Genomic DNA, 23,177 nt, shown 5'->3' on the forward strand with positions numbered 1-23,177 from the left:
GCTTGTAATTGAAAAGATGTTGTAATTGGTGCTGGCCCTATCCTCCGTATAGGTTTGCCGGATGGATCTGTTGCTTGGATGTTTGCTAGTGTTGATTGATAATCTCTGACTATTAGTAATGGCTGTAAACGCTCTATATTGCGAATAATCGCTTGGGTTTGTTCGTAAGTACCAACGATTTCCACATTAACGCTAGCGCGTTTGAGTTTGCCGTTGACTGCTGCTCCTAGAGAATTATCGGTGACAACTTCTGGTTTTTGTGTGACTGGTACAAACTTTTGTAGTTTGGCTCTGACTGCATTTACAGGAATTTGACTATTTCCAGATTCAACTAAACGATTGATATCCAAAAGTAGGGTATCTAAGGTTTTTTCATCGGAAAATAAAGCTAAAATCTGTTGTTTTTGCTGTTTGGCTTGGGCTAAGTCTTGTTTGATTTTGCCAATTTGTCTGACAGTGGCTTGCTTTTGCTGGATTTGTCCTTGTAAATCGTTGTTTTGTGCTTGTTTTTGTTGATAGCTTTCCCAAGCTGGCATTACCATGTTAAGCAGCATATACATGGCTCCTGCTATACCTAAGACTCCGACGACTATACCGATGATTTTCGGGGTAAAGGTGACACCAAAAACCACAGGGTAAGCGGGTGCGGCTTCTAAGTCTCCGGCGTGTTCGGCAAAATTTAAATCATCACTCAGCGTCATTTTGTAATGACTCCTGTTTGTTGCATACTGCGAATCCGGGTTACTAATCCCACTGTGCCTTTTTGTTCTAATTCTCTGATTAACTCAGAGGCGGGAACATCACTCAGGCTGGATTGTATTGTATATTTTACTACTTGAGGAGGCTTAATTGCTACACCATTTTTAGTAGGAGTTGCTGGTATGGGTGCATCTACTAGGGCGGCTGTAGTGATTCGGCCGTCAGAGGACTTGAAGAACCGGGACTGTTGCAGGCTTAACAAGAAGTCATTGACATCGTTAAAAGAGCGAGCCAAGCCGGTGATTTCTATACCACCTGCGGGGTTAGAGGCGGGTTTTCCTTCGGCTGGGGGAGTTGGTGGAATTTGCCTGATATTCTCAATCTGTACGGCGGCGGGGATGCGATCGCGCAAATCTTGCAACATCGCCGACCAAGGTCTAATCTGGTCAAATACACTGACTAAACTTTGTGTTTCGGCTTTAATAGTATTAATGTCGCCCTTGATTTTGTTTATATTGCCGATTTCCGCATCTAACTTTTTGCCTTCTTCTTCTAGTTGGGCGATCGCTTGCTCTAGTTTAGTATTTTCTGTCTGCAAGAACCACAACCCACCTCCTACCAACAGAGGAAAACATAAACCCAGCCCCACCCCAAGATACACAGGTGTTAAATCCCCTGTGGGCAGTTTCAGTCCTGATTTTTTATCAGCTTTCGGCTGGTAAGCCGGACGGTCTTTAAGAAAGTTAATATCTAAACTGTACATTTACTTAAATCTCCCGCATCCCTAAACCAAGGATTATCCCTAAACCAGACCTTTGTGTGATCGGGTACTTTTCTTCATCTACTTCTAAGGATAAACACCCTATCGGATCTATTTGGCTAGTAGGTATACCGAGTCTTTGTGTAAAGAACTCATCTAATTGTTGTAATCCGCCTCCGGGGCCAGCTAATAAAATTTGTGCTACTTCTATATTTTCACTTTGATTGAGGTAAAAATCTATAGAACGGCGTAGCTCATCTGAGAGTTCTCCCAAAACTCGCAAAAGTCCAGCCATACCTGGGTCATTGGCTGTCATCCCGGTTTTATCACTATCTACGGGAGTTACAGGAATTGTGATATCATATAACATCTCCATATCCCGTGATACCGGTTGACTATTGACCCTGGCTAGGGGCATTTGGATTTGATAAGTCCCTATCGGTACTGTCCGGGAAAATTGCGGTACACCATTGACAATAATCGCGATTTCTGTACTATCAAACTCTATATCCACTAACACAGCTGCTTCTTGTGGACTTAAGTCTCGCAGATAGCGATCGCGAATTATCCGAATCAAGGCAAAACTGTTAATCTCTAAAACATCAATTTGTAATCCTGCTTGCTCAAACGTACTAATATATGTATCTGTCACCTCCTTACGGGTAGCAACTAACAGTACATGTACCTTTTCAATGCCATCCTCATCTACAAAGTACCCAAGTTTTTGATAATCTACATCAGCTTCTTCGCGGGGATAAGGTAAATACAATCCTGCTTCGTGATTTAACACCATCTCCCGCAGTTCTTTGTCATCCAACTCGGCTGGTACAGGTATGATTCGGACAATTGATTCCCGTCCGGGAACACCAGTGGCCACTCGTGAAGTCTTAATTTTACTTTCAGCCAAAGCTTGCTGAATTAGTTGCGCCATTGCTGGGGTGTCAGTGATTTGGCCATCGGTGACAATTCCTTCGGGAACTGGTACCGATATGAAAGATTCGAGTTTCAAGCCTTGACGCTGCTTGCGTAGTTGCACTACATTCACTCGTTCTGGTGCTATTTCAACTCCCACCCTGCTTTGAGATTTACCAAACAGACTATTGAAACTTTTCACCGCTTTTATGCCCAATGGACTGCTAATTGTTAAAACTTAAATCTTACTCAAGAATATTATCCGTATTGGGTAATTGATTTAGCCTATAATCTCGACAATTCTGCATAAGCTTCTGCCCCTAATCAAGCGTAAAAATACTGGTAAGATGATACAATTGCAAAAATTTAAACAACTGGTTGCCTGGATGCTGTTAGGATTACTGACCAGTTGGATGGTTAGTTGCAGTACAGGAAATGTGACTACAAAAACTCAACAAACTGCTGCGGGAACAGCAAACATTGAGTTTTGGACAATGCAACTCCAACCTCAATTTACTAACTACTTCCAGAGTTTAATTGCTACCTTTGAAACACAAAATCCAGGTATAAAGGTTAACTGGGTTGATGTCCCTTGGGCAGCCATGGAAAACAAAATTTTAACAGCTGTCTCCGCAAAAACGCCACCAGATGTTGTTAACCTTAATCCAGATTTTGCTTCTCAATTAGCAGGTCGGAATGCTTGGTTAGACTTAGATGAAAAAGTCCCAGCACAAGCACGTTCCTCCTATTTACCAAATATTTGGCAAGCTAGCACACTCAATGGCAAAAGTTTTGGTATTCCTTGGTACCTCACCACAAGGTTAACTATTTATAACACTGATTTATTAAAACAGGCAGGTATAAGTAACCCACCGACTACTTACGCAGAATTAGCACAAGCGGCACAGCAAATTAAAGAGAAAACTGGAAAATATGCGTTTTTTGTGACTTTTGTCCCCCAGGATTCCGCAGAAGTTCTACAATCATTTGTGCAGATGGGAGTCACCCTCGTAGATACTCAAGGTAAAGCGGCTTTTAATACGCCTGAAGGGAAAGCAGCATTTCAGTATTGGGTGGAACTTTACAAAAAAGGGTTATTACCTAAAGAAGCATTAACTCAAGGACATCGCCACGCCATAGATTTATACCAATCTGGCGAGACAGCATTATTAGCTTCAGGGCCGGAATTTCTGAAAACGATTGCTAACAACGCGCCTAAAATCGCTCAAGCTTCGGCGATCGCACCCCAAATTACAGGCGATACCGGTAAGAAAAATGTGGCTGTGATGAATATCGTCATTCCCCGCGACACCAAAAACCCGGATGCGGCGGTGAAGTTTGCTTTATTCCTCACCAATGATGAAAATCAATTAGCTTTTGCTCAAGCTGCTAATGTTTTACCATCTACTAAAAAAGCCCTTGCTGACAGTTACTTTAAAGATGTTCCAGCTAATGCTACTACAGTAGAAAAAGCGAGAGTAGTTAGCGCACAACAACTACAACAAGCGGAAATCTTAACTCCGGCGTTGAAAGACATTAAAAAGTTGCAAAAAGCAATTTATGAGAACTTACAAGCCGCAATGTTAGGCGAAAAAACCGTAGATAAAGCCGTAGAAGATGCGGCGCAACAGTGGAATAATCGTTAGGGACTGGGTATTGGGTATTGGGTTTGTTAAGTCAGTCTTTTAGCTGTGACAGGAATCTCAATCATAAACTTTGCACCTTGTCCCGGTGTGGACTCACACCAGAGTTTACCACCATGCTTCTGATTGACAATTTGATAGCTCATATATAAACCCAAGCCTGTACCTTCGCCAACAGCTTTGGTGGTAAAAAAAGGATCGAATATTTTAGAGCGCATCTCTTCTGGAATACCGATGCCATTGTCACTAATCGTAATCATCACACGGTTGGTATGGATTTGACAAGTTTGAATCGATATGGTAGGGAGGTTAGCTGAAATATCTGAAAAGGAACGCCCTTGATCAGATGCTTCTAAAGCATCAATCGCATTGTTCAAAAGATTCATAAACACTTGATTAAGCGAGGCTGCATCACATTCTACCCGTGGTAAATCACTATATTCTTTAATCACCTGAATCTGTGGGCGATCGCCACTCCCTTGTAATCGATGTTGTAAAATCACCAAGGTACTATCAATACCTTGGTGAATGTCTACCGGCTTCCATTCTGCTTGATCCAAGCGTGAAAAGTTCCGCAGCGATAACACAATATTAGAGATGCGTTCAGTACCGCTTGTCATGGACTCCATAATCTTGGCTAAATCTAAGCGTATAAACTCCGGGTCAATTTCATCTAATTGCGCTTGTAGAGGTTGACTTGGATGTGGATATTGCTGTTGGTAAGCTTGCAATACTGTCAGCAAATCTTGGATATGTCCAGAAAGATGGCTTAAGTTACCATAAATGAAATTAATCGGGTTATTGATTTCATGGGCAACCCCTGCTACCATTTGTCCCAATGCAGACATTTTTTCACTATGAAGCATCTGTAATTGAGTTTTTTTCAGCTTTTCTAGAGTTTGCTGAAGAATAGTATTTTTCTCGTTTAATTCTTCAGTTCTCTGCTGCACTCGCACCTCTAGAGTTTCATTAGTTTGGGCTAATTCAGCAAAAGCTAGACGTAGCTTAGTTTGTGCTTGTGTGAGTTCGGCAATTGTCGCTGTTAGCACCAAAATGGTGAGTGTAATCACGGCAATAAACAATTGCAGTTGGATTAAAGATTGGTTGAGATTTTGACTAGCAAAACCACCTTTACCGTTGACAGTAGCAATGACGGCGATCGCAGCTACAATAAAAGTGAACAGCGTTGCACCCGGTTGACCCAATCGAAAGGCAGACCAAATCAACATCGGAATCAACATATACTCCAGATGATACCCGTCACCAAAAGCAACCTTGCTGATTAGAATTACCAACCCCATCAGGATAACTGACTCTACTACCACTAACCAGAATCGTAAAAAGTATGATTTGCCTGGGGAGTGTAAAGTCTGAGGCAAATTTTCATCATCCTCTGACATTGAACTCCGGGATAACAATGAAAAGATTAAATCTTGGTTTTTTTGAATAAATTGCCCAAAACTCAGCAAAATAGGGGTAACAATAAAAATACCTGAAACATTAGAAATCCACCAAGTTAACCAAACAGTTCCATAAGCCGAGAAGGGAACTTTACCACTCAACGCCAAGCTAGCCACTCCCACAGTTGCATTGATTATCGGCCCTACCATCCCGGTGAAAATCAGAAATTTGAACACATCGGTAACACGTTCTAAGGGATAACGCAGGTTAGTAGTTTTGCGTAGCAGGAAAGCACCCAAAATAGTCCCTAAAGTGGTGCCGACGGCAATTAAGAAAACTGGTAGCGTTGAAATCAACAGGGATAAAAAACTAGATGAATCTCGGAACGCCCAAAAGTTGGCGAAAAATGAACCCAGCAAAACACCATACCCCATCCCGTTACCGAACAACAGCACAGCCCCAGCCGCAATGCCATCGGGAGGCCAAACAGGAGTTACATCTTGAGGCGTAGAGGCGAGATGGCGGGAAATTTCAGCCATTTCATAGTAGGCGAAGGCTAAAACAACGTTACCGCCAATTTGCCTGAGTGCATCCGGGAATATAGGGTTTTTTTGTTGAATCATCCGTTTAGTGGTTGTTTTATATCAATTTGTTTTATAAACCTAGAATGCCCTTTTCCTTTGACTTTGGAACATCACAACCAAGAAGGAATGATTACAAATGATTTTCAGCAATCTTTTCCAAAAAGTGACCGATTAAATATAAAGAACCGCATAAAACCACTAAGTTATCTGTGGTGTTAAAAGCTGCTTCTAGGGCTGATGATAAATCTAAGTAAGTCTCACAAGCACCTAAGTCTGAACAAATATTATTAGCTAGCTGGGCTAAATTTTCTGGATTAGCTGAACTATGGTCTGGTACTGGTACTAAATATAATTGTTCATCTGGACGCAGTAAAACTTGAAAAATATCAGCATGGTCTTTAGTAGATAACATACCCATCACCCAAGTGATATTTTGATAATTGAGACTATCTACATAATCGCGTAAAACTTTAGCGGCGGCTGGATTATGTGCGCCATCAATTAATAATTTCTGGCTGTAAAAATTTAGCCATTGCATCCGCCCAGGCCATTTAGTTTTAGCCATACCATTAATAATTGCATCTGGCGAAATTTGCCAACCTTTTTGTTGTAGAATTTCTAAAGTAGCTAAAGCCAAAGATGAATTATTTAATTGAATTTGTCCCGGTAAAGGTAAAGGATATTTAATTAAATTGCTATTTTGAATTGATTGATATTCTGCCCAACCTGGCTGTATTTCTCGTGCGGGTTGTGGAGTGATTAATGGACATTGTAATTCTTGAGCGCGCGATCGCACCACTTTCTCCGCATCCGGTGGTAACATTCCCATCACAGCCGGACACCCAGGCTTAAGAATACCAGCTTTTTCCCCGGCAATTTCCGCCACAGTATTACCTAACTGTTGCCAATGTTCCCGACTAATAGAAGTAATCACCGTCACCAGAGGTTCAGATATCACATTAGTAGCATCCAAACGTCCGCCTAAACCCACCTCTACCACAGCTAAATCAACTTGTTGCTGGGCAAAATATAACCAAGCAGCCGCAGTCACCACTTCAAATAAAGTCGGGTACTCATCAGAGTTGACAGCCGCCTTCACTTGTAGTAACAATTCGCAAAATTCCTCAGCAGAAATTTGCACTTCATTCAGACAAATACGTTCAGTCCAATTCACCAAATGGGGAGAAGTATAGCGTCCAGTACGATAACCCGCTTCAGTCAGAACAGAAGACAAATAAGCACAGACAGAACCTTTACCATTTGTGCCAGCAACATGAATGACTGGAACTTGATGATGCGGGTTGCCTAAATTAGCTAAAAGCCTATGAATACGGGAAAGTCCCAGGTTAACGCCAAAATGTTGAAATGGTTGGAGGAGAGAATTTATATTCACGAGTGGGGAATGAGGATGAGGGGGATGAGGGAGATGAGGGGGATGAGGGGGATGAGGGGGATGAGGGAGATGAGGGAGATGAGGGAGATGAGGAGAAGAACTCTTACTCAGTCCCCAGTCCCCAGTCCCCAGTCCCCAGTCCCCAGTCCCCAGTCCCCAATACCCAATCCCCAGTCCCCAAAATCGACAAAACCGACTGTTGTCGTGAAGATAACAGTCGGTTAGAAAATGGTTATCTTAAGCAGAGTTTAGGCTTGTTTGTTCAAAAAGCCTTGAACTTGTCTTAAAGCAGCCGCACCGATGTTAAAAGCAGCCCAGCCACCAGCAACAGCGATAGGAGCTAAAACGACGACGACACGAAAATCAATATTATCCATTTCTAGTACCCCTCTATCTAGTGGAAATTAAAGTTTTATCAACTACTCTCATTTTTATTTTTAGCTGAAGTGGGCAATTTTGCTATAGGGTTTTGTAAAGAAAGTTTAACAAAAGAGTCATTAGTCATTAGTCATTGGTCATTAGTTGTTAGTTTTTCTCCTCGGCTTCCTCGGCTTCCTCTGCTCCCCCTGCTCCCTACTCCCTCACCTAAACCCAATATCCGTTCCCTTGCCAGCGTGTACCAAGGCTAACTTTTTGTAACGTTCGGCGTGTTCGATGAGTTCTGCGGCTTCTTCTGGGGTGACTTGACGTACAACTTTGCCGGGAATGCCGACAACTAGAGATAAAGGAGGTATATTTTTGGTGACTACTGCACCAGCACCTATGATGCTACCTGCACCAACTCTGACTCCATCTAACACAACTGCGCCAATACCAATCAAACAGCCGCGCTCAATGTGGGCAGAATGTACTACAGCACGATGTCCTACTGTCACATGGTCTTCTAAAATGGTGGGTAAACCGGGATCACCGTGTAAAATTGCCCCGTCTTGAATGTTAGTGCATTCGCCAAGTTCAATGCGTTCTACATCCGCCCTGACAACAGCACCATACCAAATGCTTACCCCAGGGGCTATATTTACCGAACCCATCACCACAGCGTTAGGTGCGATGAAGGCGGCTTGAGAAAAATCAACAGAAGGCCAGTAAGAAGTGGTAGACACGATAGAATATGAATATGGTACCCAGGAACACTGGAAAAACTCCATCCTTGAAGGCTGGTTGCAAAACCAGAATATCACAGTGTCACACCTCGAAATCGAGGCAGACAACGGTGAAACTTGTTCTTGCCACAATGCCTTTTTTTGTCGCAATGAACAAACCCCCCACAGTGGTGGAGTGGAAGTGTAAAATCCAACTCACTGGTGCTGGTGAAGACGAAACTATGATTGTACGCACTTCATGATGAATCCAGGTTTGCAGTACCCTATATTTGGCCCTGACATCCAGTGTCCGCATTGTCGCCAAACAATTCCGGCGTTGACACTGACTGATACCTATTTATGTCCTCGTCATGGCGCATTTGAAGCGAATCCCAAAACTGAAGAGTTAGTTCATCTCCAATCTGGGCGACATTGGCGGCGATGGAATAATGAATGGTATAGACAACATACTCATCCTGATGGCATTCGGTTTGAAATTCATGAAGCCTTAGACAAGTTATACACCCAAGGCTATCGAGCAACACGAGTGATCATCGCCAAACGTTATCAGGAATTGATGAGTGGTTATTTAGAACGTAGCACTCCTTGGCGTTCAGGACAGCAAGAAACATCATCTGCCAGACTTTACGGTTTACCTGTAGAATTTAGTCCAGATCCCGCCGAAGAACCTTGTTGGGATGTGATTAATTTCGATTTAGATAAAGAACCGGGTGTGCCGGTGCGCTACCCTTATTTTCGATTGTTTGAGTAAGATTCCATAGTCAATAGTCAATAGTCAAGTCTATAATTTCTAGATTTTGACTAATGACTAATGACTAAGGACTAATGACTAATCACTAAATTATGCACCACGCTTCTATTCGGACTGCCAATATCCATCAAGCGATCGCCTTTTATGAAACACTAGGTTTTACTGTCTGTGAACGCTTCACTACAGGCTATACCCTAGCTTGCTGGATGGAAGGTTTAGGCGGCAGAATTGAACTGATTCAAATTCCCCAACCTAAACCAGCACCCGATGCTTTTGGTGATGAGCATTATGTGGGATACTATCATCTGTCTTTTGATTTAACTGACTTTACCCCAGATTTACCAGGGTGGTTGACAAATTTACAAGAATGTGTTCAAGAAAAATCAGATTTACCACCGTTAAAAATATTGTTAGAACCAACACAGCAACAAATAGGCGATCGCATTTGGGAAGTCGCCTTCATTGCTGATACTGATGGCTTACCATTAGAATTTATCCGCTTATTAACTAAACTTAATTAATTACTTCTATTAAGATTGTCTTTTTATATACCTTGTGATTGTTCACCTGATAACATATTCTCAAGGTAATGAGATGATTACATCTACCACCATAAATGTCTATATTATCAGGTTGCTATAGATACCGTTTCTATGTATTGCTGGTTGTAATTTCATTAGTTGCGGTATTATTTCTTGGCAATCAACTTGCTGAGAATCAATATATAACTACTTCTAGACGAGTGAATAACCAAGCAACATTAGTGACAAATAAGCTGAAAGATTTGCCAATCACAGACAATGTTTACAGCACAGTGCTGGAAAATGGTTTAACTGTATTACTCAAGGAAGTACATACAGCACCTGTGGTGAGTGTGCAAGTATGGTATAAATTCGGTTCACGCCACGAAGCACCGGGACATAACGGCATTGCCCACCAACTAGAACATATCATGTTTAAAGGCACAACCAACCGTCCAACTCAATTTGGCTGGTTGTTTAGTGCTTTGGGTAGTGACTCCAATGCTTTTACTAGCTATGACCAAACAGCTTATTATGGTACTGTAGAACGGGATAAGCTGGAAGCTCTGCTAGTTTTAGAAGCAGATAGAATGCAAAACGCGCTCATAGATAGCGAACACCTAGCGAGGGAGAAGCGGGTAGTTATTTCCGAATTGCAGGGTTATGAAAATAGTCCAGAATATCGCCTCAATCGTGCTATCCTGCAAAGAGTATTTCCCAACCATCCCTATGGTTTACCTGTGGGTGGAACGAAAGCAGATGTAGAAAAGTTCCAGGTTGAGGAACTACAAAAATATTATCGTCAGTTTTATCATCCTGAAAATTCCGTCTTAGTCATCGTCGGCGATTTTTCCACCGAGAAAACTTTAGCGACTGTAAAACAAATCTTTGGTAATATCCCCAAAATTTCCCAATCCCCAAAATTTCCCAATCCCCAATCCCCAAAATTTCCCAATCCCCAATCCCCAATCCCCAATCCCCAATCCCCAATCCCCAATCCCCTAATTCTCCGCGAACCAGGATCAACTACATTATTACAAGCTATATATCCACTACCACCAGCAAATCATCAAGATATGCCAGCTTTAGAGGTGCTGGATTACATCTTGACGGAAGGGAGAAATTCTCGACTGTATCAAGCTGTGGTAGAATCTGGTTTAGCTACTGATGTTTCTGCTTCGGTGGTCAGTTTAGAAAAAGCGGGTTGGTATGAGTTGTTAGTGACTGCTGATCCTGACCAAGATTTGAGTAAAATTCAATCAGTTCTCGATCAGGCGATCGCTAAATTATCTCAAAATGGTGTCACCTCTGCCGAATTAGCTAGAGCTAAACGTCAGTTAGAAGCTGCGATAATTTTGAGTAATCGCAATATCACTGATCAAGCAATGCAATTAGGCAATGATCAGACAACTACTGGGGATTATCGTTTTACAGATTATTATTTAGCAGCCGTGCGTCAAGTCACCACCGCCGATGTTGTGGCTGTATTAAATAAATATCTCACTAAATCTGCTCAAACAGTGGGAATTTTTCAACCTATTGTCAGTCAAACCCAGGAAATAACCAAACAAAAATCATCACCACGCACTACAGAAAAGTTCTCTGGTAATTCCACTGTCCCACCCTCGGAGATGATGCAGTATCTTCCGAAAATTGATACTATTCAGGACAATAATCAAAACACTAAACTAATATTACCACAGCAGTTTACTTTAGCTAACGGTTTACAAATATTATTGTTGAGGGATGACAGTACACCCACAATCACATTAAGCGGTTACATCAAAGCAGGTTCAGAATTTGACCCGGTGGCACAAAGCGGTTTAGCATCTTTAGTAGCCGATAGTTTGATGAGTGGAACTAAAACTAAAAACGCTTCTACCTTAGCCAAGGCTTTGGAAGATAGAGGTGCAAGCTTGGATTTTGCAGCTTACCGCACTGGTGTACAAATTGAGGGCGATAGTTTAGCGGAAGACTTACCTGTTTTAATCCACACGTTAGCGGATGCGCTGAAAAACAGTACCTTTCCCCAAAAAGAATTAGAACTTAACCGTCAACAAGCTTTATCTGAACTCAAACAAGATTTAGATGAGCCAGGGGAAGTTGCTCTTCGCATCTTTGTACAATCAATTTACCCTCAAGCGCATCCTTTACACAAGTTCCCGACTAAGGAATCTTTGAAACGCATTAAACGTCAGGATGTCGTCGCTTTCCAACACAAATATTATCGTCCTGATACGATGGTATTGGTATTAGTGGGAGATTTGCAACCGGAATCTGTGCGATCGCTCATAGCAGCAGAGTTGGGTGATTGGCTTGTCAGTGGTGAACCGCCTAGTGTAGAATATCCTGAAGTATCGAACCCTAGCAGTATTGTGCGAGTTAATCCGGTTGTTCCTGGTAAAACTCAAGCAATTACTTATATGGGTTATACCGGGATTAAGCGTCAAGACCCTAGATTTTACCAAGCTTTGGTATTAAATCAGATTTTCGGGGGTGATACTTTATCGAGTCGTTTAGGTGCAGAAGTGCGCGATCGCCAAGCTTTGACTTATGGCATTTTTAGCCATTTTCAAGCTGAAAAGGATTTTGGCACATTTTGGATTGAAATGCAAACCAGTCCAGAAGATGCTAATCAGGCGATCGCTAGTACCCGTAAACTACTTGAAGATATCCATGAGCATGGTGTGACTGCTACGGAAGTTGAGATGGCTAAACGGACTCTGATTGGTAATTATCAGGTTTCTTTGGCAGATCCAGAGGAGTTAAGCAGTAATATCTTGATGAATCAGGTTTATGGTTTTGAGCAGGCTGAGTTATATCATTATACAGCAAAGATTCGGCAGGTGACGCTGGCTGAGGTGAATCAAGCGGCTCGTGAGTTATTTCATCCTGATCATTTGGTGGTGGTGACGGCAGGGCCTAGTATTTTGGCGCGTCAGGTTGTGAGATAATTTTTTAAACGCAAAGGAGCGCGGAGGAAACGCAAAGGTACGCGGAGGGTTTTATGGTGAGGGAGGGTTTTTATACTATGGTGGGTTTTGGGCGTTGGGGTAGGGTGGTTTGGGGTTGCTTGTTGTGTCTGGGTTTGAGTTGGGGGAGTCCGGCGATCGCTGCAATTTCTTCGGGGGATTTGTCTAGGCAGTCTGTGACGGAGGTTACGGTGAGTTTGGGTAATTCTGCTAATGAATTTAAGTTTGAGCCGAGTTCTTTGGAGTTTGTACCAGGGAAGCGTTATCTATTGCGGTTGACTAATCCTAGTCAATTGAAGCATTATTTTACTGCTAAAGATTTCGCTGATGCTATCTGGAGTCAAAAGGTTGAAGCTGGTAAAGTGGAGATTAAGGGCGCAATTCATGAGTTGGAACTTAAACCCGGTGCGTCTGCTGAATGGGTTTTTGTACCGATGAAGTCAGGTAAATACAGTTTACGCTGTTCTATACCCGGACATACGGAAGCAGGTATGATTGGGGAAATTGTCATTGCAGGTAAGTAAATCAGAGTTGAGGGGGATGAGGGGGATGAGGGAGATGAGGGAGAATCTTCTGTCGCATGACTAATCACTAATGACTAATCACTAATTCGTCACAAAAAATAAGCTAACTTAAATATAGATATTATTTCTCAATTAAACTTTAGGTAAAACACAGTCACTTTAGCGGCAAGGCGCAAGTAATCTTTAGTTTCTCATGAACATCCTCACCAATTTACTTTCTCAAGCACCTAAACCAGCATCATCACCTAAACAACGTCGGGGAATCGAAATTAAATCTCCCCGTGAAATTGATATTATGCGACAATCTGCTAAAATTGTTGCAACTGTCCTCAAGGAAATTTCGCAGTTAGTTAAGCCGGGAATGACTACGGCTGACTTGGATGCTTATGCAGAAAAGCGCATTCGTGAAATGGGGGCTACACCTAGCTTTAAAGGATATCATGGTTTTACTGGTTCTATCTGCTCCAGCATCAATAATGAAGTTGTGCATGGTATCCCCAACCCTAAAAAAGTCATTCGTGCAGGGGATGTATTAAAGGTAGATACTGGTGCTTATTTTCAAGGGTTTCATGGTGATTCTTGTATTACCATCGCTGTCGGTGAAGTTACCCCAGAAGCCGCTAAGTTAATTCGCGTCGCTGAAGAAGCACTTTATAAAGGTATTGAACAAGTTAAAGCAGGTGCTTACTTGCTTGATTTAGCAGGGGCAATTGAAGATCATGTTAGAGCTAATGGTTATAGTGTAGTGGAAGAATTCACCGGACATGGTGTAGGACGCAACTTACACGAAGAACCCTCTGTGTTTAACTATCGTACAAGAGAAATGCCTAATGTGAAACTGCGTGCAGGGATGACTTTGGCGATAGAACCCATTTTAAATGCTGGTTCTAAACATACTAGAACTTTAGCAGATAGATGGACGGCTGTAACTGTGGATAATTCTTTGTCAGCACAGTTTGAACATACAGTTTTGGTGACTGAGACTGGTTATGAAATTTTGACAGACCGTACCAAAGTTTAATTAATAAGTCTAAGTATAGCAAAGAGCGATCGCCTGGGTAAAGTGCGATCGCTTTTTGTTGACTGGATGCCGAAAATTTTTGAACTAAATATGAACAACTAACCTATTGCGAGCAAATCTCAGACTGATTGGCAACGACTGGATGCTATGAATGATCAGGATATCGACTTTTCGGATTTTCCAGAAGTGATTCCTGAACAGTTTGCCAAAGCAGTAGTTAGGCGAGGCTTACCTACTGCCAAAAATAAAAAGCAGATTATCTAGAACAATTACGTGTAAATAATTTGTGTATCTATATTATGTAAAAAAATCTTATATAAATATCCTGTACAGAGCGATTAAATCGAAAGTTGTAGCACAATTATATAATGATGCTGCTTCGCTCACTGGTGGGGCATTAGCTGAATAATTCGGGCAATAATCAGTGTAATTACGATATTGTCTGGTTTCATCGCTATGTTAAAAGAAAGTGTAACACACTAAGAAATTATGTATGTCTGGCCACATTCAAGAAACCAGTGGACTATTGCATATACCTCATTCCGAAATAAAGCGGCGAATCTGCCAACACAAATTATTTGGACTAGATTCCCTTCAAGAGCATTTGTTTAGGTTTTGCAAGGCCGTGATAACGGCAGATACTGCAACAGTGGAGAATTTTATCTTTTATGATCTAGTTCCTTCTATACTTCTTTATGGGCCACCAAATACAGGTAAAACAACTCTATGTCATTTGCTGTTTGACCGCCTGAAAACGGAAGTTAGTAACGAAATTAATTTTTACACTATTGATATTGGAAAGATGCTCGACCCCGCTTTAGGTCAGTCATCTCGTAATTTAGAGCAAGCCTTCGAGAATCTAAGAAAAGTTTGTTCGGATAATTCATCTGTATTTCTAGTAATAGATGAACTAGATTCTTTTTGTATGAGCCGTAGCCGGGTTCAGGAGCATGATGCTATCCGTCGAGCAATGACAACTTTAATATTAGAGCTTGATAGGCTGCACCCATCCTCAAGCAAAAAATTGATTTTGTTTGGGATCACCAATGTAGATAATTTAATCGATACAGCAGTAGTGCGTAGGTTTTCGCTCAAGAATTATGTTGATACAACTTTAGAAAAGGATGAGTTTCGGGCTTATATTGAATATTTAAGTCAGCCGATTAACTACACTCCTAAAGATAAAGAGTTAGAGCAGCTATATAAGGTTTATAAACGTCGCGCCTTCAAAACAGGTGATATAAAAGCTCTATATAAATCCCTGTTGATTGATGTCATTTGTGAATATAAAGAAACTTCAATCACAGATAAACTACTCAAGCTTTTTAAAGAAGGCTTCTCAACTAACGAACATTTAACTATAACTTACGGAGAATTTGCAAATGGCAGACAGAGAATGGCAAACAGATGAGGACAAAAAAATTAACCGCTTGCAAGCCCACAGAGACTTTATCACCTGGGTAATCAACAGGTTGAAAGCAGAAGGAATTCCTTGTGAGAGAACAATAGGTGATGATTCTAGAGGCGATATTCTCTACTACAACTCTGAGGATGAACCAAGAGTTAAGGCAATTGTTCGCCAAATTAACTCTGAGTACAATAAGTATTAGGACATCTAAATGCCATATATTGAGATTAAAACTCGTAAACAGATTGATTCAACCTTAGCAAAAAAGATTATTAATAAGGGAGGTGTATCTGCTGTCTTAACCACAGGGATAATTACAAAGCCAGCAAAGAAACTCTTTGATGAGCATGATGTAGCATACGCAGAAAATGTCCCTGAAAAGCTGTTTATGGAATCTGAAGCTCAGGAGGAAGGCTAATGTTAGATATAGTATTCTACTCACAAGACAAAGCGACCTTAGAAGCAGTTGACGTTTCACAAAACTTTTACGAGTGGTTACAGCAATCAGATTTTTCTAAGATTGCAAAACCTCAAGAAATAGAGATGAAACCTGATGGAGAAGCTGTTAAAACTTCTGTTATCCCCCTTGAGGGTGGAAATCGCAGAAAGTTTAGCGACTTCTTGCGAGATACAATTGTTCAAGAAAGTGATGATGTGCTGAATAATTTAGGTGATTCACCCTCAAAGCAAGAATACATAAATGCCACCTATAAACTGAAAATCCTGCAAAGTTTGCGTAAGCTTGTGGAGGATGAAAATTGTAAATACCTAGAGTTTGAGTAAAATAAACGTAGCGATCGCGGTATCAAAACCCCAATGCAATCCATCCGCGTTTATCTGCGTTTATCTGCGTTCTACTCTCGTCTCAACCCATACCCCCCACCCCCAGGAGTTTCAATCACAAACACATCTCCTGCATCCATCTCTACCACCGCTTTAGAATTTAATTCTTCCACAGTGCCGTTACTTCTTTCCACATAATTTCTTCCCACCTTCCCCGCTTCACCGCCACATAAACCAAACGGTGCAACTACACGATGATTTGCTAAAATTCCGGCTGTCATGGGTTCTAGAAACCGGAGGCGACGAATTACCCCATTACCGCCGTGATTTTGAGCTTTACCGCCACTACCATCACGAATACCAAAACTTTCCAAAATTACCGGAAACCGCCATTCTAGCACTTCTGGGTCGGTCAGGCGTGAATTTGTCATGTGGGTATGCACCGCATCTGTACCAGGAAAATCTGCACCAGCACCCGAACCACCGCAGATAGTTTCATAATATTGATAGTGTTGATTGCCAAAGGTAAAGTTATTCATTGTTCCTTGGGAAGCGGCTAAAACACCCAACGCCCCATACAAAGTATCTGTAATGGCTTGGGATGTTTCCACATTTCCCGCCACTACCGCCGCCGGATAGGTGGGATTTAACATACACCCTTGCGGTATGATGATTTCTAAAGGTTTGAGACAGCCAGCGTTTAAGGGAATATCATCATCTACTAAGGTGCGGAAAACATACAACACTGCGGCTTTACAAACTGCTGCCGGAGCGTTGAAATTATTATTTAGTTGTTGGGGTGATGTGCCAGTAAAATCAATTTCGGCATTGCGATTTTCATGATTGATAGTGATAGCTACTTGAATAATACTCCCATCATCTAAAGCATAGCTAAAACTACCATTTTTTAAGACTTCAATCACTCGCCGGACTGATTCTTCGGCGTTATCTTGCACAAACCCCATGTAAGCTTGTACGGTGTCTAAACCGTAATGTTCGACCATTTTTAGCAGTTCTTGAACACCACGTTCATTCGCTGCAATTTGCGCTTTTAAATCAGCAATATTTTGATTGATATTTCTGGCGGGATAAGGTTCACTGGCGAGTGAGTTTCTTATTTCTGTTTCTCTAAATTCTCCAGCATTTACTAACTGGATATTATCTAATAATATTCCTTCTTCCGTGACATTTTGACTGTGAGGAGGCATAGAACCGGGAGTTATGCCACCGATATCTGCATGATGTCCCCGTGAGGCGACGTAGAATAGGGGGGACTGGGGACTCTTGACTCTTGACTGGGGAAAGACTGGGGTGATGACGGTGATATCGGGGAGGTGAGTTCCGCCGTTGTAGGGGTTGTTGGAAACGAAGACATCTTGAGGTTTGATGCTGTCGCCATAAGCTGTAATTAAGGCTTGGACGCTTTCACTCATTGAACCCAGATGTACGGGGATATGCGGCGCGTTAGCTACTAACTGTCCAGCACTATCAAAAATCGCGCAGGAAAAATCTAACCTTTCTTTGATGTTGACTGAGGAGCTAGTGTTTTGTAAGGTTATCCCCATTTGTTCAGCGATCGCTCGAAATAAATTATTGAATATCTCCAACATCACCGGGTCTTTTTCGGTAGTGACTGGGGAATTGAGAAGGGGGACTTGCGTTTTTTTAGTGCTTCGTTGTAAAATCAGATGACTAAGTTGGGTTAACTGTGCTTTCCAGTGGGGTTCAATCACATTTGTACCCGTTGGTTCGACAATAATCGCCGGCCCAGAAATACAATCTCCTGGTTGTAAATCCTCTCGCTGATACACTGGTGTAGAATGCCATGCGCCAGCAGTGTACATCTGCACAGTGGCAACGGCTGTTGGTGGTTGGTTATCTCGGCGTGAAACTATAGCTTCTGGTGGTGCATCATGTCGCGCTACTACTTCCACAGCTACCGCTTCGACAATTAGCTGCTTTTCGGGAACGATAAACCCGTAACGCTGACGATGCAAAGTTTCAAACTGTGTCTGTATCGCGGTTATCTCACCAAAATCCACAATTAACGGCGCATCTGTGCCGTCATACCGTAAATGCACCTTGCGATAAATCTCGATTTTCTCTCCTGCTTCTGTCACTCTGTGGTTTAATTCTTGTTGTCCCTCCTCTGCCAATTGGGTAAAGATTGACTCTAGTTCAGACAAGACATCATGATTTAACACACTTTCTACAGACTTCTCTCGCATGGCGCGGACATCAGCTAAACCCATACCGTAAGCTGACAATACCCCCGCGTAGGGATGAATGAAAACTTGCTGCATTCCTAAAGCATCAGCAATTGAACAGGCGTGTTGTCCACCAGCACCACCAAAACAACATAGCGTGTATTCCGAAACGTCGTAACCACGCTGGAGAGAGATTTTTTTAATCGCATTCGCCATTTTATCAACTGCGATCGCTAAAAATCCCGTTGCAACTTCCTCTGGTTTTCTACCATCACCAATTTCTGTTGCCAACTGAGTAAATTTGGCTCTGACAACCTCTACATCGAGAGGTAAATCGGCATTTTCTCCGAACACCTGCGGAAAAAACTCAGGCTGTAGCTTACCCACCATAACATTACAATCAGTCACCGTCAACGGCCCGCCTTTGGAATAGGAAGCAGGGCCAGGATTTGCGCCGGCTGACTCTGGCCCTACCCGATAGCGCGAACCGTCATACTGGACAATTGAACCACCACCAGCAGCGACAGTATGAATTGCCATCATGGGTGTTCGCAGACGTACCCCTGCAACTTCCGTTTCTAAAGTGCGTTCATACTCGCCGTTGAAATGGGCGACATCTGTAGATGTGCCACCCATATCAAAGCTGATAATCTGATTAAACCCAGCCATCAAGCTTGTCTGCACCGCCCCGACAATCCCACCGGCAGGCCCTGATAAAATACTATCCTTACCTTGAAAGTTTTCAGCGTCAGCTAGTCCGCCATTTGATTGCATAAACATTAGTTTGACTGGGGACTGGGGACTGGGGACTGGGGACTGGGGACTGGGAGAAGATGAGGGAGATGAGGAGGAATTTTCTACCTTGTCTACCTTGTCTACCTTGTCTACCTTGTCTCCCTTGTCCCCCTTGTCTACCTTGTCCCCCTTGTCCCCCAACTGATTCGCTACTTGGTCTACATAGCGGCGCAAAATTGGGGATAAATAGGCATCAACTACTGTCGTATCACCCCGACTGACTAATTTCATTAAGGGGCTGACTTCGTGAGAGACGGAAACTTGAGTAAAACCAATACTTCTGGCTAAAGCAGCAACTTGTTTTTCATGTTCGGTGTAGCGGTAGCCGTGCATGAAAACGATTGCACAAGAACGAATGCCATGATTAAATGCTGCTTGCAATTGGGGACGGATAGCCTCTAAATCAACGGGGATTAATTCCTCACCTTGGGCAGTGTAACGTTCTGTTACTTCAATGACCTGCTCGTAGAGCAGTTCTGGTAATATAATCCGACGGGCGAAAATGTGCGGACGGTTTTGATAGCCGATTTGCAACGCATCCCGAAAGCCTTTAGTGATTACTAAAACTGTGCGATCGCCTTTTCTTTCCAATAAGGCATTAGTCGCGACAGTAGTACCCATTTTCACAGCAGAAATCACATCAGCAGCAATGGGCGCATCTGTGGGAATGCCTAAAATTTCCCGAATACCTTGCACTGCTGCATCCCGATAGCGTTCAGGATTTTCAGACAACAGCTTGTGAATAATTAACTTACCATCGGGACGCTTCGCCACAATATCAGTAAACGTACCACCACGATCAATCCAAAATTCCCAAGCCATCGTCACGTCGCTTCGCTCCGAATTCAAAATTCAAAATTTAAAATTCAAAATTAAAGTCCAGTGGGGTGCGTTAAAGCAAAGCGTAACGCACCCTACAATTTTCTTTGCGCCTACTCTGCGAGTTCCGCTTGCGGTATGCGTCAGGCAAATCAATGTTACCTTAGATTAAGGATGATGTATCTAGGGAGAATGGTCTTGGTAACTATCACTGATATTGGGACGCTGATTACCAGATATCCTAACTTACATGGCGGTCGTCTTATTATTGCCGGGACAGGTTCATCTGTGCGGCGAATAGCAGCTTTGTACAAGCAAGGTTACAGCGCAGAAGAAATTGCTGCTGATAAACCCCACTTAACGCTAACACAAATTTATGCAGCACTGACTTATTATCACGCCAACAAAGAGGAAATTGATCAAGATTTGGCAGAAGAACAAGCAGAATATGAACGTTTATCTGCACTCCACTACAGTCAAAAGCAGAGTCAGCAATGAGTTTGATTTGTGTTCTTTGGGCATGGAAAAATTTACTACATTAATCAGTTTAAATCCTGCTTAATTATACTGAAGATAATATACACATTTTAACAAAAGCAATAAATGACACTGTACACAAAACTCAGATCCCCGACTTTTTCAAAAAGTCGGGGATCTATTTGTTCATCAGGCGAGTTGCTTGTGATCAATCATCAAGTGCGATGGGCTGATGTTGCACTGTAGGCGATCGCCTTTCCAAAACCCACCCAAAAACCCCTAATTCTAGCTTATTGGGCGTAGGCGGACTTCGTTTTTATAGGCGCGACTTCGAGTCGTTTCGGCTTAATTACGCTTTACTTGTAGTAAATTCCTCAATGTCAATTATACCACATCCAGAGTTATCATTTTTAAGTTATCTAGATAAATTTGCCCAACATTTTTAGGTTAACGAGATGGCTGTTGAGAAAAAGCATTGGTTTCAAGTAGCTTTTCAACTTAAAGGTTCAGTTATTGCCTCAATTTATAAACGTGTTATTGCTTGTGGTTTATTTGGGGGTTTCGTTTCCCTACTTTATTACTTCCGAGTCCCTGTTTCTCAACCAATTTTAGGTAGTGTAATTCCTAGTATCGTCTTAGGTTTATTACTGGTTTTCCGCACCAATACCGCCTATGACCGTTTTTGGGAAGGCAGAAAATGTTGGGGTTCAATAGTCAACAATACCCGCAATCTCGCCAGACAAATTTGGGTATGTGTAGATGAGAAATCACCTCATGATAGAGAAGAAAAAATTGCAGTTTTAAATTTATTAGTTGCTTTTGCTGTGGCGACTAAATTACATCTACGCGCAGAACCTATCAATCGTGAATTAGAAGACTTAATCACACCTTCTAGATATTTCAAACTCCAAACCATGAATAATCCTCCTTTAGAAATCGCCTTTTGGATTGGAGATTATTTACAACACCAATATAATTGCAATTGCTTAAACAGTTATCAATTAACATCTATTCAGGAACTATTAAACAATTTGGTTGATAATTTAGGGGCTTGTGAACGGATTTTAAGAACACCTATACCCTTAGCTTATTCTATTCACCTCAAGCAATTACTGTTACTTTATTGTTGGCTTTTACCTTTTCAAATGGTGGAAAGTTTAGGCTGGTGGACTGGTTTAGTTGTGGGTGTGGTGAGTTTTACTTTATTTGGCATTGAAGCTATTGGTTTAGAGATAGAAAATCCTTTTGGTTATGATGCTAATGATTTACCATTAGATAATATTTGCCAGACTATGAAGCGGAATATTGATGATTTAATTAGTTTGTCTCCCAATGTGCGTGCATCTATGATGGATGTAACGCCATCATCTTAAATGTGGAAGTATGGAGAGAATTTTTTAAACGCAAAGTGGCGCGGAGGTAAGCGCAGAGGAACGCAGAGAGAGAAGGATGGGTTTTTATTAAATTAAGTTGCGAATAGCTATTTCTAAACCAGCACACACACCCGCGAGAAAATCTAAGTCTAAACTTGCTATTGTGTCACTCGGTTTATGATAGTGAGGATTTCGCAAAAAGGCTGTATCTGTCACCATTATGGCTGGATAACCTGCGTCCCAAAATGGTGCATGATCGCTTAATCTAGTCTGGGGAACTATTAAACCTCTTTTGGGTACTGGTAGCCACTGACTGGATATGCCAGTTTGACGAATGCTGCGACTCATACTAAGTAAGTCGGGTATGGTGCGTAAGTTGCCAATTAAGGCGATAAAATCACCTGTGTTGGGGTAAAACTTTTCTAGTGGTGCTGGATATCTCTGCGAATTGGGGCTATTGTCACGATATCCTAACATTTCTAGGGATATCATTAACCTTAGCTGCTGCTGTTGTTGTCGCAGTAAGGCTGCATAGTCTGCACTACCCAGCAAGCCGTATTCTTCCATGTCAAACGCCACTAGGCGCAAGGGGTATGTGGCGGGTTTAGTGGCAAACTTCCGGGCTAACTCTAATAATACCGCTACACCTGTAGCGTTGTCATCTGCTCCTGACGTTCCCGGTACAGCGTCATAGTGTGCGCCGATTAAAATAGGTGATAGTAGCCGTTTTCTAGTTTGGGCATTTTGGGCAGGTAAATTGAGGATGAGATTATTAAACGATGCGTTTCCTACTTGGAAGGTGTGGATTTCCACACTTCCCCATTGGGCAAATTCTTGACGGATGTATTCTTGCACCAAGAAATGTCCGCCCGTCGCCATGTAAGGGTCGCGTTCTCGTGCTATCTCTGTTAGATAATTATGTAATCTTGCTTTTAAATCCAAGTGTTTAGAACAGTTGTAATCTCAAAGTTTTTATGTATGAATCCAGCAAAAAGCTATTAAGGTGAGGTGAATTTGCCAATTTACAGATG

Annotated in this window: 23 protein-coding genes; 14 read left to right on the plus strand and 9 right to left on the minus strand. The window is 42.1% G+C overall.

From position 1 onward, the window contains the following. The 3 genes from AACS98_RS16765 to pilM form a co-directional block, all read right to left on the minus strand. Nucleotides 1–701 (minus strand): pilus assembly protein PilO (locus AACS98_RS16765; RefSeq protein ID WP_066382352.1); only part of this gene is annotated, 701 nt, incomplete at its 3' end. Further along, a complete protein-coding gene (locus AACS98_RS16770; protein ID WP_066381892.1) occupies nt 698–1,462 on the minus strand; it encodes a PilN domain-containing protein in 765 nt (254 codons plus the stop codon). The genes AACS98_RS16770 and AACS98_RS16765, both read right to left, overlap by 4 nt. Before the next feature lie 4 nt (nt 1,463–1,466). Then, nucleotides 1,467–2,573 (minus strand): type IV pilus assembly protein PilM, encoded by a 1,107-nt coding sequence (gene pilM, locus AACS98_RS16775; RefSeq protein ID WP_066381893.1) that lies wholly within the window; start codon nt 2,571–2,573, stop codon nt 1,467–1,469. Between the two features lie 145 nt (nt 2,574–2,718). Between pilM and AACS98_RS16780 the strand changes: the two genes are divergently transcribed. Continuing rightward, nucleotides 2,719–4,017, plus strand: coding sequence for an ABC transporter substrate-binding protein (locus AACS98_RS16780; protein ID WP_066381895.1), 1,299 nt, complete (start codon nt 2,719–2,721; stop codon nt 4,015–4,017). Between the two features lie 26 nt (nt 4,018–4,043). On the opposite strand, the gene AACS98_RS16785 is transcribed toward AACS98_RS16780, so the two are convergent. Continuing rightward, nucleotides 4,044–6,038 carry an MASE1 domain-containing protein gene (locus AACS98_RS16785; RefSeq protein WP_066381898.1) on the minus strand — a complete coding sequence of 665 codons (1,995 nt, stop codon included), beginning with the start codon at nt 6,036–6,038 and terminating at the stop codon, nt 4,044–4,046. A gap of 91 nt (nt 6,039–6,129) precedes the next feature. After that, nucleotides 6,130–7,392 (minus strand): bifunctional folylpolyglutamate synthase/dihydrofolate synthase, encoded by a 1,263-nt coding sequence (locus AACS98_RS16790; RefSeq protein ID WP_066381900.1) that lies wholly within the window; start codon nt 7,390–7,392, stop codon nt 6,130–6,132. 2 nt (nt 7,393–7,394) lie between these two features. Between AACS98_RS16790 and AACS98_RS16795 the strand changes: the two genes are divergently transcribed. Next, the gene (locus tag AACS98_RS16795; protein WP_084386925.1) at nt 7,395–7,679 is read left to right on the plus strand and encodes a hypothetical protein; all 285 of its coding nucleotides are present in this window, start codon (nt 7,395–7,397) and stop codon (nt 7,677–7,679) included. On the opposite strand, the gene AACS98_RS16800 is transcribed toward AACS98_RS16795, so the two are convergent. Together AACS98_RS16800 and AACS98_RS16805 are read right to left on the minus strand one after the other, a co-directional pair. Further along, the gene (locus tag AACS98_RS16800; RefSeq protein WP_066381904.1) at nt 7,641–7,769 is read right to left on the minus strand and encodes a photosystem II protein Y; all 129 of its coding nucleotides are present in this window, start codon (nt 7,767–7,769) and stop codon (nt 7,641–7,643) included. The two genes, AACS98_RS16795 and AACS98_RS16800, sit on opposite strands and share 39 nt — an antisense overlap. Nucleotides 7,770–7,973: 204 nt before the next feature. Then, a complete protein-coding gene (locus AACS98_RS16805; protein WP_066381906.1) occupies nt 7,974–8,495 on the minus strand; it encodes a gamma carbonic anhydrase family protein in 522 nt (173 codons plus the stop codon). Between AACS98_RS16805 and AACS98_RS16810 the strand changes: the two genes are divergently transcribed. From AACS98_RS16810 to AACS98_RS16855, 10 genes are all read left to right on the plus strand, one after another. Further along, nucleotides 8,485–8,682, plus strand: coding sequence for a hypothetical protein (locus AACS98_RS16810; RefSeq protein ID WP_157087531.1), 198 nt, complete (start codon nt 8,485–8,487; stop codon nt 8,680–8,682). The two genes, AACS98_RS16805 and AACS98_RS16810, sit on opposite strands and share 11 nt — an antisense overlap. Nucleotides 8,683–8,736: 54 nt before the next feature. Continuing rightward, on the plus strand, nt 8,737–9,246 hold the full coding sequence (locus tag AACS98_RS16815; protein WP_445206787.1) for a TIGR02652 family protein: 510 nt from the start codon (nt 8,737–8,739) through the stop codon (nt 9,244–9,246). 92 nt (nt 9,247–9,338) lie between these two features. Next, entirely contained in the window at nt 9,339–9,767 is a 429-nt protein-coding gene (locus AACS98_RS16820; RefSeq protein WP_066381914.1) for a VOC family protein, read from the plus strand. A gap of 95 nt (nt 9,768–9,862) precedes the next feature. Continuing rightward, nucleotides 9,863–12,721 (plus strand): M16 family metallopeptidase, encoded by a 2,859-nt coding sequence (locus tag AACS98_RS16825; RefSeq protein WP_066381915.1) that lies wholly within the window; start codon nt 9,863–9,865, stop codon nt 12,719–12,721. A gap of 53 nt (nt 12,722–12,774) precedes the next feature. Continuing rightward, nucleotides 12,775–13,263 (plus strand): plastocyanin/azurin family copper-binding protein, encoded by a 489-nt coding sequence (locus AACS98_RS16830; RefSeq protein WP_157087532.1) that lies wholly within the window; start codon nt 12,775–12,777, stop codon nt 13,261–13,263. Between the two features lie 193 nt (nt 13,264–13,456). Next, nucleotides 13,457–14,284, plus strand: coding sequence for a type I methionyl aminopeptidase (map, locus tag AACS98_RS16835; protein WP_066381916.1), 828 nt, complete (start codon nt 13,457–13,459; stop codon nt 14,282–14,284). Nucleotides 14,285–14,777: 493 nt separating this feature from the next. After that, on the plus strand, nt 14,778–15,695 hold the full coding sequence (locus AACS98_RS16840) for an AAA family ATPase (protein ID WP_066381917.1): 918 nt from the start codon (nt 14,778–14,780) through the stop codon (nt 15,693–15,695). After that, on the plus strand, nt 15,667–15,894 hold the full coding sequence (locus tag AACS98_RS16845) for a hypothetical protein (protein ID WP_066381919.1): 228 nt from the start codon (nt 15,667–15,669) through the stop codon (nt 15,892–15,894). The genes AACS98_RS16840 and AACS98_RS16845 overlap by 29 nt, the downstream gene beginning before the upstream one ends. Before the next feature lie 9 nt (nt 15,895–15,903). Then, nucleotides 15,904–16,110 (plus strand): hypothetical protein, encoded by a 207-nt coding sequence (locus AACS98_RS16850; RefSeq protein ID WP_066381921.1) that lies wholly within the window; start codon nt 15,904–15,906, stop codon nt 16,108–16,110. Continuing rightward, nucleotides 16,110–16,475, plus strand: coding sequence for a hypothetical protein (locus AACS98_RS16855; RefSeq protein WP_066381924.1), 366 nt, complete (start codon nt 16,110–16,112; stop codon nt 16,473–16,475). The genes AACS98_RS16850 and AACS98_RS16855 overlap by 1 nt, the downstream gene beginning before the upstream one ends. Before the next feature lie 71 nt (nt 16,476–16,546). On the opposite strand, the gene AACS98_RS16860 is transcribed toward AACS98_RS16855, so the two are convergent. After that, nucleotides 16,547–20,299 carry a hydantoinase B/oxoprolinase family protein gene (locus AACS98_RS16860; protein WP_066381927.1) on the minus strand — a complete coding sequence of 1,251 codons (3,753 nt, stop codon included), beginning with the start codon at nt 20,297–20,299 and terminating at the stop codon, nt 16,547–16,549. A 195-nt stretch (nt 20,300–20,494) separates the two neighbouring features. Between AACS98_RS16860 and AACS98_RS16865 the strand changes: the two genes are divergently transcribed. Both AACS98_RS16865 and AACS98_RS16870 read left to right on the plus strand, forming a co-directional pair. Next, complete coding sequence (locus tag AACS98_RS16865) at nt 20,495–20,794, plus strand: DUF433 domain-containing protein (RefSeq protein WP_066382354.1); 300 nt, start codon at nt 20,495–20,497, stop codon at nt 20,792–20,794. 434 nt (nt 20,795–21,228) lie between these two features. After that, nucleotides 21,229–22,146 (plus strand): bestrophin family protein, encoded by a 918-nt coding sequence (locus tag AACS98_RS16870; protein WP_066381928.1) that lies wholly within the window; start codon nt 21,229–21,231, stop codon nt 22,144–22,146. Between the two features lie 87 nt (nt 22,147–22,233). Here AACS98_RS16870 and AACS98_RS16875 read toward each other — a convergent pair whose 3' ends face one another. Next, nucleotides 22,234–23,088, minus strand: coding sequence for a M28 family peptidase (locus tag AACS98_RS16875; RefSeq protein ID WP_066381930.1), 855 nt, complete (start codon nt 23,086–23,088; stop codon nt 22,234–22,236). Between the last annotated feature and the right edge of the window lie 89 nt (nt 23,089–23,177).

The organism is Anabaena sp. CA = ATCC 33047, assembly GCF_963870205.1.
Taxonomy (GTDB): domain Bacteria; phylum Cyanobacteriota; class Cyanobacteriia; order Cyanobacteriales; family Nostocaceae; genus Trichormus.